Raw genomic sequence first — 15,055 nt, 5'->3', positions numbered from 1 at the left:
CAGACGTTACGCTTTGACGGCAGGTTTAACGATCACGTTGCCGTTGGTTGCACCCGGTACTGCACCTTTGATGAGCAGCAGGTTGCGTTCAGCGTCAACACGAACCAGTTCCAGGTTCTGAGTCGTTACACGCTCAGCACCCATGTGACCAGCCATCTTTTTGCCCTTGAATACACGACCCGGAGTCTGGTTCTGACCGATAGAACCCGGAACACGGTGAGACAAGGAGTTACCGTGGGTCATATCCTGGGTGCGGAAGTTGTGGCGCTTAACAGTACCAGCAAAGCCCTTACCTTTGGATGTGCCGGTAACGTCTACCAGCTTAACGTCAGCGAGAAGATCTACTTTCAGCTCGCTACCAACAGTGAAAGTTTCACCGTTGTTCAGGCGGAATTCCCACAGACCGCGACCGGCTTCTACACCAGCTTTGGCGAAGTGGCCAGCTTCCGGCTTGGTTACACGGCTGGCTTTCTTGGCGCCAGTGGTAACCTGAATAGCGTTGTAGCCGTCGGTTTCTACAGATTTGACCTGAGTTACACGGTTAGCTTCAACTTCGATAACAGTCACCGGGATAGAAACGCCATCTTCAGTGAAGATGCGAGTCATACCCACTTTGCGACCTACAAGACCGATTGTCATTGTTATCAACCTCTTTCCGTAATTAACCCAGGCTGATCTGGACGTCTACACCAGCTGCCAGATCCAGACGCATCAGGGCGTCTACGGTCTTGTCAGTCGGCTCAACGATGTCTACCAGACGCTTGTGAGTGCGGATCTCGTACTGATCACGCGCATCTTTGTTGACGTGCGGGGAGATCAGGACGGTGAAGCGCTCTTTGCGAGTCGGCAGCGGAATAGGACCACGAACCTGCGCGCCAGTGCGCTTTGCAGTTTCAACGATTTCCGCAGTGGATTGATCAATCAGGCGATGATCAAAAGCCTTCAGGCGGATACGGATTCTTTGGTTCTGCATTGACAGAGCTCCAATAGATAAAAGAACATAAATCAACACCGCCCGACCGAGATTTCTCCCGCCAGAGGTGCGATTTTTCACGTTTCCCCCCATATCGGGAGGACTGTATGGCTGGTCTCTGCAAGCAGTAAACTCAGCAACAGACATATCGTCTGGCTTACCTCATGGGTAAGCGGAGGGGATTATACGGATTTTTCAAATTTGCGCAAGGGAGAGCGAACAGATTATGCGCAGTTTTATGTAACAGATGGATCTCGCCTGCGGCAACGCACTCTGCTACCAACACCCAGGTAACGACAATGTTACAAGCAGACTGGTAGACTGTGCGCTTGCCTCCGTCAGTGGAACGACATCCCATGCTCCAAGATCAAAAGAAAGCCTATCAGTATGGCCTTTGCGCCGTTGCCCTCTGGTCGACGGTCGCCACAGCCTTCAAGATCTCCCTCGCCTATTTCGAACCCGTGCAACTGTTGCTTGTGGCCGCCTTCACCTCAACTCTCACGCTGACAGCCGTCGTCGCCAAACAGGGCAAACTGCCGCTGCTGGGGAGCTACATCAAGGCCCGTCCTTTCTACTACTTGACTCTGGGTGTGCTGAACCCCTTTCTCTATTACCTGTTGCTGTTCAAAGCCTATGACCTGCTGCCTGCCCAGCAGGCACAGACCCTCAACTACACCTGGGCCATCACCCTCACTCTGCTGGCCGTCCCCTTCCTCGGCCAGAAGCTGCGTCGGCGTGATGGCGTCGCCATCGTGCTCGGCTACTTTGGCGCACTGGTGATCGCCACCAGAGGGGATGTATTCGGCCTGCAGTTCGACAGCCCCCTCGGCGTAACGTTAGCGCTGGTCTCGACCCTCATCTGGGCCAGCTACTGGATCCTCAACACCCGCAATCAGGGGGATCCCATCGTCAGCCTGTTGCTCGGCTTTATGATCAGCCTGCCTTTTATCGTCGTGGCGACCTGGTTGCTCTCCGATTTTGCCATGACCGCCTGGCAGGGATGGGCTGGTGCCATCTATGTGGGACTGTTCGAGATGGGTTTCGGTTTCGTGCTCTGGCTGATGGCCCTGCGCCATGCCACCAACACGGCCCCCATCAGCAACCTCATCTTCATCTCGCCGTTTGCCTCACTGGTGCTGCTCAACCTGTTGATCGGCGAAGCCATCCATCCGGCCACCCCCATCGGGTTGGCGCTCATCGTTGCCGCCCTGCTGATCCAGCAGCTCAAGTACGGCAAACGCTATCGTGCATCAGCCGAGACAAAGAGCTGACCATGCAGAAGGGCGTATCCACGGATACGCCCTTCTCTCAATCCATCCACTCCTGTGGCTGATGTTTCGGCAGCCGCATCTCGACCAGCAAGCCGCCGAGCTCCGAGCTCCCCAACCGGATAGTACCGTGGTGCTGGGCGACAATTTTGGCCACAATTGCCAACCCCAAGCCACTGCCACCGACAGTGCGGGCGATATTCCCCTGAGTAAATGGTTTCAGTACCCGGGAATAGTCCTGCTCGGGGATGCCGGGGCCATCATCGGAGAGGCGCAGACGCACCCAGTGCCCATCGTCCTTCAATTCGGCATGCAACCTGCTCGCCCCATAGCGTAGCGAGTTGCTTGAGAGGTTGTTCAGCACCCGCCGGATGCTGACCGGATTGCAAGCCACCCGCACTGCCTCTTGTGGCAGCGCTAGATCGACGTCCAGCCCCTGCTCCGAATAGATCAACAGGGTATCGTGCACCAGCTGGGTCAGATCGACAGGTACCGGAGCCTGCCCCTCATCCGGGCGGATGTAGTCGATGAACTGATCGATGATGGCATTGGACTCATCAATATCTGAGTTGATGCTCTCCTTGAGATATTCGTCACCGGAGGACATCATCTCGGTAGCCAGCCGGATACGGGTCAGCGGGGTGCGCAGGTCATGGGAAACCCCCGCCATCATCAGGTTACGCTCTTCGATCAGGCTCTTGATGGAGTGGGACATATGGTTGAAGGTGCGGGTCAGCCGCCGTACCTCCCGAGACCCCAACTCTCCCAGCGCCTCGGGGAAATGTCCCTTGGCCACGGCAACCGCGCCAGCCTCGAGATCCTCGAGCGGGCGCACCAGCTGGCGGGCAAAGCGCCAGGCCGCAAACAGGGTGATCACCAGCAGCACGCTCAGATAGATAATGAGGGGTTCGATATCGTCATCTTCAATCTCGGTCAGCGGGATCCGCACCCAGATTTTGCTGGCCTGCGGCGGCTGGATCCAGATGATGTAGTGATCCTGGATCTCGACCCGCACCTTGGCCGGGCCACCCAGTTCGCGACTGATGTTCTCCTCCAGATAGGGGTACGGCTTGGCATCGTTGAAGCCATGCTGCACCGCCTCGCTCTGGGTATAGATGTCGGTACCGGTTGTCACATAGACCAGCGCCTCGGCATCTTCGCTCAGCGCCAGTTGTTCAGTGTTGACCGGAAAGATCAGCTTGACCTGATTGGCCAGCAAGTGACTGATCTGCTTGACGGTTGGCGCCAGCAGATAGTTGTAGAAGGTGACGTAGGAGACTGCTTGATAGACCACCAGAACGGCGGCCAGAAACCAGAGCATGCGCGAGAACATGCTGCCGACCTTTTTCATGCACCGTCACCATCTGGCACGAACACATACCCCAGACCCCAGACGGTCTGCAGGTAGCGGGGCTGGGCCGGATCCTGCTCCAGCAGGCGGCGCAGACGAGAGACCTGCACGTCGATGCTGCGCTCGGTGGCGGTGTATTCGCGGCCACGGGCCAGATTCATCAGCTTGTCGCGGGAGAGCGGTTCACGCGGATGGCTGACCAGCACCTTGAGCACCGCAAACTCACCGCTGGTGAGCGCCATAGGCTCGCCATCCCGGCTCAGCTCGCGGGTCGCGAGATTGAGCTGGAAGGCCCCGAAGTTGACCACCTTCTCTGCAGCCGAGGGGGCCCCGGGCAACTCGACGGTATGACGGCGCAGCACGGCACGGATCCGCGCTAGCAGTTCGCGGGGGTTGAACGGCTTGGGCAGATAGTCATCGGCCCCCATCTCGAGCCCGACGATGCGATCCACTTCATCCCCCTTGGCGGTGAGCATCAGCACCGGGATCTGGTTACCCGCTTCCCGCAGACGGCGGCAGATGGAGAGCCCATCCTCCCCCGGCAACATCAGGTCGAGCACCATCAGGCTGAAGTTTTCACGAGTCAGCAAGCGATCGGCCTGCTCGCCATTGGCCACACCGCGCACTACGAAGCCCTGCTCGGTGAGATAGCGCTCCAACAGGGAACGTAATTTCAGGTCATCGTCCACGACCAGGACCTTGTATTGCTGCTGACTCATTGCTTTGCCTCTTCATTCTTTAGCTGCCCCCAATACTAGGGGGGGATATAGCGGGAGCAAAGCACAAATATGTTACCGGTTATTACCCGTCCCGAGAGCGTGACGGCCATCAAGTCACTGCGCTGGCCAGCGACTCCCTGAATGGCGCCAGCCGAGCCATCACGATTTCCCTCGACAGCAAGAGGACAAAAGCTAATATTCCCGAGCAGTTAGCGATGAATACCCCTCTTTGACAGGTCCGCATCACCATGAAGACAAAGCTGATCACCCGCGAAGGCTACAACAAGCTGAAAGAAGAGCTCGATTTCCTCTGGCGCCAGGAGCGCCCCGAGGTCACCAGGAAGGTGGCATGGGCCGCCAGTCTGGGGGATCGCAGCGAAAATGCCGACTACCAGTACAACAAGAAGCGGCTGCGGGAGATCGACCGGCGGGTGCGCTACCTGCGCAAATGCCTCGAAGAGCTGGGGATCGTCGACTATGCCCCCGCGCAGGAGGGCAAGGTCTTCTTCGGCGCCTGGGTCGAGGTGGAAAACGAAGAGGGCGAGACCAAACGCTTTCGCATCGTCGGCTATGACGAGATCTTCGAGCGCAAGGATTACATCTCCATCGACTCCCCCATGGCCCGCGCCCTGCTCAAGAAAGAGGTCGGGGATGAAGCCATAGTCCATACGCCAGTTGGTGACGTCTGCTGGTATATCAACGAGATCAGCTACCCCAAATAGTCGGACTGCTGGCGACCTGCTTGCCACAGGCACATCCTGAGTCACAGGTGCAATGGCAAGATAAACGCCCTCCCCTGCGACTTTATCAGTCTGACTGGTGCAGACCCCGGCGCAGGGTGGCATCCCGCAACACGACCCCATATAGTGCTCACACTTGGCGCCTGATGGCGCGGACTCGACCACAGAGGCCCTCAACAACATCATGATGCAAACCATAGAGAGACAGATTGCCGGTGAGCTCAATGCTCGCCCGGAGCAGGTGCAGGCCGCAGTGCGCCTGCTGGATGAAGGCTCGACCGTGCCCTTTATCGCCCGTTACCGTAAAGAGGTGACCGGCGGTCTGGACGACAGCCAGCTACGTACTCTGGAGAGCCGCCTCGGCTATCTGCGTGAACTGGAAGATCGCCGTCAGGTGATCATTCGCTCCATCGAAGAGCAGGGCAAGCTGACCCCCGAGTTGGCCCGCGAGTTGAACGGCGCCGACAGCAAGACCCGACTGGAAGACCTCTACCTCCCCTACAAGCCCAAGCGCCGCACCAAGGGGCAGATGGCGATCGAAGCCGGGTTGGAGCCGCTTGCCAACCTGCTGCTCAGCGACCCGATGCAGGATCCCGAGCAAGCTGCAGCCACCTTCCTCAATCCCGAACAGGGCATTGCCGACAGCAAAGCGGCCCTCGACGGCGCCCGCTATATCCTGATGGAGCGCTTCGCCGAGCAGGCCGACCTGCTGGAGAAGCTGCGGGACTACCTGTGGCAGAATGCCACCCTGCGCGCCCGCGTGGTGGCAGGCAAGGAGCAGGAAGGGGCAAAGTTCAAGGATTACTTCGAACACGACGAACCACTGCACAAGGCCCCCTCCCACCGGGTGCTGGCCATGTTGCGCGGCCGCAATGAGGGGCTCCTCAATCTGGCGCTGGTCACCGGTGACGACGAGAGTGCCAGCCCCTGCGAAGGGATCATTGCCCACCACCTCAAGCTCAATCTGCAGAACCGCCCGGCCGACAAGTGGCTGCAAGGGGTGGTGAGCTGGACCTGGAAGATCAAGTTGTCGCTTCAGATGGAGACAGAGCTGATCGGTCGCATCCGCGAATCGGCAGAGGAGGAGGCAATCAAGGTGTTCGCCATGAACCTCAAGGATCTGCTGATGGCGGCCCCGGCCGGCATGCGCTGCACCATGGGGCTGGATCCGGGCATCCGCACCGGGGTCAAGGTTGCCGTGGTGGATGCCACCGGCAAGCTGGTCGATCACGCCACCATCTATCCGTTCGAACCGAAACGCCAGATTGATCAGAGCCTCAAGACCCTGAGCGAGTTGTGCCAGAAACACAAGGTCGAGCTCATCAGCATCGGCAACGGTACCGCTTCGCGGGAGACCGACCGGCTGGTCAGCGACCTGTTCGAGCGCTACCCCGCCGCCAAGGCGCAGAAGATAGTAGTCAGCGAAGCAGGGGCCTCTGTCTACTCCGCCTCCGAGCTCGCCTCTCAGGAGTTCCCGGATCTCGACGTCTCGATCCGTGGCGCCGTCTCCATCGCCCGCCGCCTGCAAGACCCGCTGGCCGAACTGGTCAAGATCGATCCCAAGAGTATCGGGGTCGGCCAGTATCAGCACGACGTCGGCCAGAGCCAGCTGGCCCGTCGGCTGGATGCCGTGGTTGAGGATTGCGTGAACGCGGTCGGGGTCGATGTGAACACCGCCTCGGTCGCCCTGCTCAACCGGGTTTCCGGCCTCTCCCAGACGCTGGCCCAGAACATCGTCGCCTATCGGGATGAGCACGGCGCTTTCAAGAGCCGTCAGCAGTTGCTGAAAGTGAGCCGACTCGGCCCCAAAGCCTTCGAACAGTGCGCCGGCTTCCTGCGCATTCGCGGCGGCAGCAATCCCCTCGACAGCTCGGCGGTGCACCCCGAGTCCTATCCGGTGGTGGAGCGGATCCTCGCCAAGCTGGAGCAGACAGTGGAGAGCCTGCTCGGCAACAGCAGCCTGCTGCGCAGCCTGAAACCGGCCGATTACACCGATGAGCAATTCGGTGTGCCCACCGTCACCGACATCATCGGCGAGCTGGACAAGCCGGGCCGCGACCCGCGCCCCGAGTTCATAACCGCGACCTTCAAGGAAGGGGTGGAGCAGATCAGCGACCTGGTGCCAGAGATGGTACTGGAAGGTGTAGTCACCAACGTCACCAACTTCGGCGCCTTCGTCGATATCGGTGTTCATCAGGACGGTCTGGTGCACATCTCCTCCCTGACCGACCGTTTCGTCAAGGATCCCCGTGAGGTGGTCAAGGCGGGCGACATTGTGCGGGTCAAGGTGCTGGAAGTGGACGCCCCGCGCAAGCGGATCAGTCTGACCATGCGCCTCGACGAAAAGGCAGGGCAACCCGCCCGCAAGCCGGCTGAAGCGCGCAACAGCAGTGCTGGCAACACCAAACCAAGAAATGAGCCGCGCCAAAGCCCCCCTATGGGTGGTGCCATGGGCAACGCCTTCGCGGCAGCGCTCTCCAAAGCGAAAAAGTAGCGAAGCCTTCCAGAAGTCCTCTGAATGCAAAAAGCCCCGCAAGGGGCTTTTTTACACGCGAAGCTCAGGATCACTGCGTCAGGGCAGCAAGAATGCTCTCGGGCTCTCCATGCTGGGCCAGCACCTCCCGCAGTCGGTTGAATGCCTTGCAGGCCTCTTGCGGATATTTGCCGTAAGAGACGACACCGGTGTGGCTCCAGCCAGCCGCCAGCATCACTTTCTTCTTGAAACTGGTTCCTTCAGTTCCCCCTCCCCCGAGCTGCATCAGAAACTGCTCCATCTGCAGGTGGGGGGGCGGTACACGGGAGAAGGTGGCGAAATCTTCCGCTTTGACTTCATCGAAATGCATGACAGCTCCTGTGAAATTGGAATGGGCCTGATCTTCAGGTTAGTTGCAAAACAGGCAAAGCAGCTGAAAGTTTGGTGAGGGGGGATTCAGATATGCAGACTGAGGGACTGGGTCGAGGCCGGGCTGACAGCCTGTTGATAGTGGCCCGCGATGACGCTGTTGCGCTTGTCCATATAGGCACTCAGCACACCGCCCGATTTCGCGCTCTGCTCGGCCATCAGCTCTTTGCGCGCCTTGGCTTCACTCGCGGCGGCGCTGCGTGCAACGGCCAAATCCTGCGCGGAAGGCTCGGCAGGCGCCAGCGCTGCAGAGCGGATCTGCTGCATCTTGGCGATGGTAGCCGCAGGGTCACCGGGTACGACACTGGTATCGATCTGGACTTCGCCACCCGTAGCATAACGCTTGCCATCCGGCCCTTGCGTAAACTGATAGGTGGGCGAGCTGGCGTACTCTCCACCCGCAGACTGGTGAGCCTGCTCGTGAGTGCGCACCTCCTTGTCACGCTCGACAAGATCCTGAACCTGCTGCTCTTGCCGCTGTTGCTGCTCCTGCTGTTTGGGATCTTGCTGCTTGCGCTGCCCATCCTCACCGGTGGCCTCGACAAAGCGATTGTCTGGCAGTGTCGTCGGCGCCGGTTGCCCGGTTTCACGGCTGTTCTGGGAGCTCTGATTGCTGGAGGCCTGACCGGCTTTGGATTTCTCTTTCTGGGAGCCGACTTCAGATTCGGCAACGGAGGCTTGGCCCGCCCGGGCCTGCGGGATCAGTTCTGCCCGGCGATTATCCGTCCTCGCTGCTTCCACCTGAGGTTGCAGCTGTGTCGGAATAAGGGGGGGCAGACTGACATTGATGTTCATCTCACACTCGGATGTCGATCAGGGTTCCCATCATATCGCTGGCGGTCTGCACTACCTTGGCGGAAGCGCCAGCCTGCAGCTCGGCCACCTTGAGATTGACGAGCTCATCGGTCACTTGCACCTGATCCCCGCTGGGGGTGTTGAGACGGGCGATCTGATTGGATGCCTTGTCGGCAATCTGCTCGGCTCGCTGAAATCCCTGTACCCCGCTGTTGAAAGCAGAATCAATACGCATGATGTTACTCCTCTGGTCACAGCTTAATTATCCGCCAGACCAGAGGATTAATGAAGCTTATTGACTATTTTTTATCCAACAAAATCTCGAACGATTTCAATGAATTCGTCAGGGTGGGAGATAAAAGGTGCGTGTGAGGCCTTATTGAGGGTCACGCTGCGGCTGGCAGGGTAGAGATCATCCAGCAGGGGAATGGCCGCCTTGGGTACCAATGAATCCAGTCGCCCATAGATCCGCAACCAGGGCAGATCGAGCTCCTGCAGCGGTTCGCGCAGGTCAATCTCGGCCAACAGTGTCAGTCCAGCCTCGAGTGCGGCAAACTCGGGCGCCGGCCGCTCGGCCAGCCAGTGGCGCAACTGACGGATATCGTCCCGGGCATGTTCGCTGCCCATCGCCTGGATCGCCAGAAAGCGCTCTATGGTCTGGCGAAAATCCCCCGCCAGCATCTGGTTGAAGCCGGTCAGTACCTTGGGGGCGATACCCGGCCACTCGTCGCGGGCCATAAAACAAGGGGAGCTGGCCACGGTGATCAGGGAGTGCAGCCGATCGGGATGCATCAGCGCCAACTGGCTTGCCACCAGCCCCCCGAGCGACCAACCAAGCAGATGGCACTTCTGCGGCATGATGGCAGCCACCTGCTCGGCAAGCCAGGGCAGGCTGTAATCCACCTCGTCTGCCAGCGGGCTGTTGCCAAAACCGGGCAAATCCACCAGATGAACCCGATAGTGGGACGCCAACTGTTGGGCAATGCCATGCCAGACCGCACCATTCATCCCCCAACCGTGCAACAGCACCAGATCGGGCCCCTGGCCAAACTGCTCTACCGATATGCTCATCTAGACTAAAGATCCCTGTTCATGCTCTTGGGATCAGCATGTTAAAGCGACTGCTCGCTAAAGCAAGCCCACTGCTCGGCAGCCACGCCGACTGGCAAGGGAGCTGCCTGCTCTGTCATCAGCCTTGTGACAACGAGCCCCTGCTCTGCAGCTGGTGTCGGCAGGCGTTGCACCAATCAGAGCCAAGATGCCGCCTCTGCGCCGCACCGCTGGCTGACTATATAAAAGAGAGCATACCGGTCTGCGGCCGCTGCCAGCGCAGACCTCCCCCCTGGGAGCGGCTGCAGGTGATCGGCGACTACCAAACCCCCTACCCCATGCTGATCCCCCGGCTCAAATATTCCGGCCAGATCCTGCTGGCGCCGCTACTGGCACGCCTCTTGGCCGATCATCTGGATGGCCGCGAGCCGCCGGAGGCGATCATTCCTGTTCCCCTGCACTGGTGGCGACAGTGGCGGCGCGGTTTCAATCAGGCGGAGGAGATCGCGCACACCCTTGGCGAGCTCACCGGCATTCCCTGCGACAACACCCTGTTGCAGCGCATTAAGGCAACCCCACAGCAAACAACTCTCAGCGCCGGGCTGCGACGGCGCAATCTGCGCGGGGCATTCCGGATCCGCCCCCACCACTATCGCCATGTTGCCCTGCTCGATGACGTTGTGACCACAGGCGCCACCGCCGGTCAGCTCAGCCGTTTGCTCCATGAGAGCGGCATCACAAAGGTAGAAGTGTGGGCAATCTGTCGTACCCTTCGGCACAGCAAGTAGCCATCGGCATGCTACCCAAGCATTAATAACCGCGTTATCATGAATACCCTAGTCGTACACTCAGGTTTATGAGGATAGTGATGATCAGCATTTCCGACGCCGCCCAGGCCCATTTCCGTAAACTGCTGGAAAAACAGCCTGATGGCACCAATATCCGGGTGTTTGTGGTCAATCCGGGAACCCAGAATGCCGAGTGTGGCGTATCGTATTGCCCGCCCGATGCCGTGGACCCGGAAGATCAACACCTGCCCTTCAGCGGCTTCGACTGCATGGTCGATCCCCTGAGCGCCCCCTTCCTGGTGGATGCCACCATCGACTTCGTGACCGATCAGATGGGCTCCCAGCTCACCCTGAAAGCACCGAACGCCAAGATGCGTAAAGTGGCCGATGACGCGCCGCTGATCGAGCGCATCGAGTACGTGTTGATGTCCGAAGTGAACCCCATGCTGGCCGGTCACGGTGGCAAAGTCACCCTGGTCGAGCTGACTGAAGACAAACTGGCCATCCTGCAGTTTGGCGGTGGTTGCAACGGTTGCTCCATGGTCGATTACACCCTGAAAGAGGGGATCGAGAAGCAGCTGCTAGAGAAGTTCCCGGGTGAGCTCAACGGTGTGAAAGACGCCACCGAGCACCAGCGCGGCGACCACTCCTACTACTGATTTGCAGCCCTTGCAGCAAAGAAAAGGCCCCGCCATCTGGCGGGGCCTTTTGCATGGACAATCGGCAGATTACTCGTCCTTCTTGTCTCGCGACAGCAGGGCGATGGCCGCCTCTTTCGGGTTCTTACCCTCGTAGAGCACCTTGAAGATCTGCTCGCAGATGGGCATCTCGACGCCGCAGCGGGCCGCCAGCAGATGCACCTCTTTGGTGTTGCGATACCCCTCCACCACCTGACCGATCTCGGTCATGGCGGTGTTCACATCCTTGCCTGCCCCGAGGGCCAGCCCGAAGCGACGGTTGCGCGACTGGTTGTCGGTACAGGTGAGCACCAGATCCCCGAGCCCCGCCATCCCCATAAAGGTTTTGGCATCGGCACCCAGCGCCGCGCCCAGACGCTGCATCTCCACCAGACCCCGGGTGATGAGCGCGGTTCTGGCATTGGCACCAAACCCTAGCCCATCGGAAAGACCGGCACCGATGGCGATGACGTTCTTCACCGCCCCGCCCAGCTGCAGACCGACGAAGTCCGGATTGGTATAGACCCGGAACGAGCGGCCACAGTGCAGCAGATGGGAGAGATCGTCGGCGAACTCATCGTGAGTCGAGGCGACCGAGATGGCGGTCGGCAGACCGGCAGCCAGCTCCTTGGCGAAGGTGGGACCGGAGATCACCGCCAGCGGTATCTCGTCACCCAGCACTTCACGGGCCACGTCCTGCAGCAGACGGCCACTGTCCGGCTCCAGACCCTTGGTGGCCCAGGCGATACGGGTATCGGGGCGCAGGAAGGGTTTGATCCGGGTCAGCACATCACCAAAGACATGGCTTGGCACGACCAGCAGCAGCACGGGAGCAGCTTGTACCGCACGTTGCAGATCCGCAGTCAGCTGCAGATCGGCAGGAAAAGGGACATCAGGCAAAAACGCCTTGTTGCAGCGGTCTTGTTCCAGCTCGGCGACATGGGCGGGGTCGTGACCCCACAGCAGGGTCGGATGACCGTTGCGCGCCAGAGAAATGGCAAGGGCGGAGCCATAAGACCCCGCCCCCAAGACCGAGATAGCGATCTGGTCAGCCATTATCAGGCTTCCGCAGTCGCCTGCTGGGCCTGTGCTTGCGCCATGTGCTGGGCAAACAGGGCATCGAAGTTGACCGGTGCCAGGTTCAGCTGCGGGAAGGACCCCTTGCTCACCATGTTGGCCACGGCTTCGCGGGCATACGGGAACAGGATGTTCGGGCAGAAGGCAGCCAGGCAGTGAGCCAGTTGCGGCTCCGGCAGGTTGCCGATGGTGAAGATACCGGCTTGCTGTACTTCGCACAGGAAGGCAGTTTCGGTTTCCAGTTTGCAAGTCACGGTCAGGGTCAGGACAACCTCGTACACGCTCTCAGCTAGGATGTTGGTCTTGGTATCCATATCCAGCTTGACGTCCGGCTGCCACTCTTTCTGGAAGATGTGCGGGGTGTTCGGCGCTTCGAAAGAGACATCCTTGGTGTAAACACGCTGGATGTGGAATTCCGGTTGTACTTCCTGGTTGTTGATCTCGTCAGCCATTTCGTTTGATTCCTTGTTATATGGATAAGTGGGCTCAGGCCCTGCTTAAATCAGCGTTTCTTGGTTACCGGCAGATTTTCTGCACGCCATTGGGCCATGCCACCGCCGAGCACATAAACCTGCTTGAAGCCAGCTTTGCTCAGCTGACGGCCCGCGCCGCCCGCAGTCATTCCCGACTCGCACACCACTATGATGGGGGCATCTTTATGCTTTTCAACCGGGCCCAGATTATTGCTCTGGATCTGGGTCAGCGGCAGGTGCTGGGCACCGGCCAGATGGCCCTTGGCGTACTCTTCCTGACTGCGAATATCCACCACGGTGGCATTCTCGCGGTTGATCAGCAGGGTGGCGGTGTGATTGTTGACGGTTTTTACCGGAGAAAAACGGGCACGCACAGTGGTGTAAACCAGGGTGCCAGCCAGGCCCAACCAGGCTGCGGTCAGCAGCGGGTTACGGGCCGCAAAATCCAAATACTCTTGCATCTTCTACTATCCAGGGACCAAGACAAGGGCCCGAGTATACATGGGGGTATTGATAAGATCAGCCATCTTGGCGGCAAAGCGCGAGCAGGCTCCCATCATCTTTGGGCAGCGAGCATGGCAGGAAGGGCATGGCTTGCGGGGCCGCGGGAGCGCCCCTTGGCTATCAGGTGACTATTTCGGCAGATGTAGTAATATTACGCTAGTTTCATTTCCCGCATTTTTTCCAATCCGAGAGGACATAGTCTTATGTCAACAGCTAAGAAACCTTTGGTTCTGGTCATCATGGACGGTTGGGGCTACAGCACCAAGCAAGAGCACAACGCCGTCGCTGCCGCCAAGACTCCCAACCTCGATCGTCTGGCCCGTGACTACACCAGCACCCTGATCTCCGGCTCCGGCCTGGACGTCGGTCTGCCGGATGGCCAGATGGGCAACTCCGAAGTGGGTCACGTCAACATCGGTGCCGGTCGCATCGTCTATCAGGAGCTGACCCGCATCTCCAAAGACATCCAGGACGGCGAATTCTTCCAGAACGTCGAGCTGGCCAAGGCAGTTGACGCTGCCGTCACCAACGGCAAAGCCGTTCACATCATGGGCCTGATGTCCCCAGGTGGCGTACACAGCCACGAAGAGCACATCATGGGCATGATCGAAATGGCGGCCAAGCGTGGCGCCGAGAAGATCTACCTGCACGCCTTCCTGGATGGCCGTGACGTTCCGCCGCGCTCCGCCCAGTCCTCCATCGAGCTGTTCGACGCCCTCTTCGCCAAGCTGGGCAAGGGTCGTTTCGCCTCCATGATCGGTCGTTACTTCGCCATGGACCGTGACAACCGCTGGGATCGCGTGCAGCAGGCCTATGACCTGATGACTCAGGGCAAGGGCGAATTCACCGCCGAGAGCGCCACCGACGCACTGGCTGCCGCCTATGCCCGCGACGAGAACGACGAGTTCGTCAAAGCCACCCGCATCGGCGAAGCTGCACCGATGGAAGATGGTGATGCACTGATTTTCATGAACTTCCGTGCCGACCGTGCCCGTGAAATCACCCGCGCCTTCGTTGACACCGACTTCACCGGCTTCGCCCGTGCAGTCGAGCCGAAGCTGAACTTCGTGATGCTGACCGAATACGCGGCCGACATCAAAACTGCCTGTGCCTACCCGCCGACCGCTCTGGTCAACACCCTGGGTGAGTGGCTGGCCAAGCAGGGCAAGACCCAGCTGCGCATCTCCGAAACTGAGAAGTACGCTCACGTCACCTTCTTCTTCAACGGTGGCGAAGAGTCCTGCTTCACCGGCGAAGATCGCGAAATCGTCGCCAGCCCGAAAGTGGCTACCTATGACCTGCAGCCGGAGATGAGCTCCGAAGAGCTGACCGACAAGCTGGTTGCTGCCATCAAGAGCGGCAAGTACGACGTCATCATCTGTAACTACCCGAATGGCGACATGGTTGGCCACACCGGTGTGTTCGATGCCGCCGTCAAAGCCTGTGAAGCCGTTGACCACTGCATCGGCCGTGTGACCGACGCCCTAGCCGAAGTGGGTGGCGAGTGCCTGATCACTGCCGACCACGGCAACGCCGAGAAGATGCTGGACGAAGAGACTGGTCAGGCCCACACCGCCCACACCAATCTGCCGGTTCCTCTCATCTATTTCGGTCGCAAAGCCGAGGTAGTTGAAGGTGGCAAACTGTCCGATCTGGCCCCCACCATGCTGACCCTGATGGGTCTGCCGGTGCCGCCGGAAATGACTGGCAAGCCCCTGATGATTCTGAAATAATCCTT

At 59.4% G+C, this 15,055-nt stretch carries 17 protein-coding genes; 6 read left to right on the top strand and 11 right to left on the bottom strand.

What is annotated here, in order from left to right:
- Positions 1-6: 6 nt before the first annotated feature.
- Together rplC and rpsJ are read right to left on the bottom strand one after the other, a co-directional pair.
- Positions 7-639 (bottom strand): 50S ribosomal protein L3, encoded by a 633-nt coding sequence (gene rplC / locus G5171_RS15425; protein ID WP_005340620.1) that lies wholly within the window; start codon positions 637-639, stop codon positions 7-9.
- Positions 640-661: 22 nt separating this feature from the next.
- On the bottom strand, positions 662-973 hold the full coding sequence (rpsJ, locus tag G5171_RS15420) for a 30S ribosomal protein S10 (protein WP_005307944.1): 312 nt from the start codon (positions 971-973) through the stop codon (positions 662-664).
- Between the two features lie 356 nt (positions 974-1,329).
- Between rpsJ and G5171_RS15415 the strand changes: the two genes are divergently transcribed.
- The gene (locus tag G5171_RS15415; protein ID WP_421251051.1) at positions 1,330-2,244 is read left to right on the top strand and encodes a DMT family transporter; all 915 of its coding nucleotides are present in this window, start codon (positions 1,330-1,332) and stop codon (positions 2,242-2,244) included.
- Positions 2,245-2,281: 37 nt separating this feature from the next.
- Here G5171_RS15415 and envZ read toward each other — a convergent pair whose 3' ends face one another.
- Complete coding sequence (gene envZ / locus G5171_RS15410) at positions 2,282-3,592, bottom strand: two-component system sensor histidine kinase EnvZ (RefSeq protein ID WP_216979699.1); 1,311 nt, start codon at positions 3,590-3,592, stop codon at positions 2,282-2,284.
- Positions 3,589-4,311, bottom strand: a complete 723-nt coding sequence (gene ompR, locus G5171_RS15405; protein ID WP_005340625.1) for a two-component system response regulator OmpR — start codon at positions 4,309-4,311, stop codon at positions 3,589-3,591. The genes envZ and ompR overlap by 4 nt, the downstream gene beginning before the upstream one ends.
- Positions 4,312-4,559: 248 nt before the next feature.
- On the opposite strand from ompR, the gene greB reads away from it, so the two are divergent.
- On the top strand, positions 4,560-5,033 hold the full coding sequence (greB, locus tag G5171_RS15400; protein WP_164535835.1) for a transcription elongation factor GreB: 474 nt from the start codon (positions 4,560-4,562) through the stop codon (positions 5,031-5,033).
- A 202-nt stretch (positions 5,034-5,235) separates the two neighbouring features.
- Positions 5,236-7,545: a Tex family protein gene (locus G5171_RS15395; RefSeq protein WP_421260396.1), complete on the top strand. Its 2,310-nt coding sequence runs from the start codon at positions 5,236-5,238 to the stop codon at positions 7,543-7,545.
- Between the two features lie 70 nt (positions 7,546-7,615).
- On the opposite strand, the gene G5171_RS15390 is transcribed toward G5171_RS15395, so the two are convergent.
- From G5171_RS15390 to bioH, 4 genes are all read right to left on the bottom strand, one after another.
- Positions 7,616-7,894: a hypothetical protein gene (locus G5171_RS15390; protein ID WP_204384908.1), complete on the bottom strand. Its 279-nt coding sequence runs from the start codon at positions 7,892-7,894 to the stop codon at positions 7,616-7,618.
- 86 nt (positions 7,895-7,980) lie between these two features.
- Positions 7,981-8,748, bottom strand: a complete 768-nt coding sequence (locus G5171_RS15385) for a putative metalloprotease CJM1_0395 family protein (RefSeq protein ID WP_204384907.1) — start codon at positions 8,746-8,748, stop codon at positions 7,981-7,983.
- Position 8,749: 1 nt separating this feature from the next.
- Positions 8,750-8,983 carry a flagellar hook protein FlgE gene (locus tag G5171_RS15380; RefSeq protein ID WP_042054219.1) on the bottom strand — a complete coding sequence of 78 codons (234 nt, stop codon included), beginning with the start codon at positions 8,981-8,983 and terminating at the stop codon, positions 8,750-8,752.
- 71 nt (positions 8,984-9,054) lie between these two features.
- Positions 9,055-9,819, bottom strand: a complete 765-nt coding sequence (bioH, locus tag G5171_RS15375; RefSeq protein ID WP_042054220.1) for a pimeloyl-ACP methyl ester esterase BioH — start codon at positions 9,817-9,819, stop codon at positions 9,055-9,057.
- Between the two features lie 38 nt (positions 9,820-9,857).
- Between bioH and G5171_RS15370 the strand changes: the two genes are divergently transcribed.
- Together G5171_RS15370 and nfuA are read left to right on the top strand one after the other, a co-directional pair.
- The gene (locus G5171_RS15370) at positions 9,858-10,586 is read left to right on the top strand and encodes a ComF family protein (protein ID WP_042054221.1); all 729 of its coding nucleotides are present in this window, start codon (positions 9,858-9,860) and stop codon (positions 10,584-10,586) included.
- 80 nt (positions 10,587-10,666) lie between these two features.
- On the top strand, positions 10,667-11,245 hold the full coding sequence (gene nfuA / locus G5171_RS15365) for a Fe-S biogenesis protein NfuA (RefSeq protein ID WP_005340636.1): 579 nt from the start codon (positions 10,667-10,669) through the stop codon (positions 11,243-11,245).
- 69 nt (positions 11,246-11,314) lie between these two features.
- Here the strand turns inward: nfuA and gpsA are convergent, their stop codons facing one another.
- From gpsA to G5171_RS15350, 3 genes are read right to left on the bottom strand one after another with little or no spacing between them, the layout of a single operon-like run.
- Positions 11,315-12,319, bottom strand: coding sequence for an NAD(P)H-dependent glycerol-3-phosphate dehydrogenase (gene gpsA / locus G5171_RS15360; RefSeq protein WP_005356865.1), 1,005 nt, complete (start codon positions 12,317-12,319; stop codon positions 11,315-11,317).
- Between the two features lie 2 nt (positions 12,320-12,321).
- Positions 12,322-12,792 carry a protein-export chaperone SecB gene (secB, locus tag G5171_RS15355; protein WP_042054222.1) on the bottom strand — a complete coding sequence of 157 codons (471 nt, stop codon included), beginning with the start codon at positions 12,790-12,792 and terminating at the stop codon, positions 12,322-12,324.
- Between the two features lie 50 nt (positions 12,793-12,842).
- Entirely contained in the window at positions 12,843-13,274 is a 432-nt protein-coding gene (locus tag G5171_RS15350; RefSeq protein WP_139473071.1) for a rhodanese-like domain-containing protein, read from the bottom strand.
- Positions 13,275-13,520: 246 nt separating this feature from the next.
- Between G5171_RS15350 and gpmM the strand changes: the two genes are divergently transcribed.
- Positions 13,521-15,050: a 2,3-bisphosphoglycerate-independent phosphoglycerate mutase gene (gpmM, locus tag G5171_RS15345; RefSeq protein WP_421251049.1), complete on the top strand. Its 1,530-nt coding sequence runs from the start codon at positions 13,521-13,523 to the stop codon at positions 15,048-15,050.
- Positions 15,051-15,055 lie beyond the last annotated feature (5 nt).

Source organism: Aeromonas sp. 600774 (assembly GCF_049175075.1).
Lineage (GTDB): Bacteria > Pseudomonadota > Gammaproteobacteria > Enterobacterales > Aeromonadaceae > Aeromonas > Aeromonas veronii_A.
The sequence above is the reverse complement of the archived record's forward strand: the minus strand, read 5'-3'. Positions and strand labels throughout refer to the sequence as shown.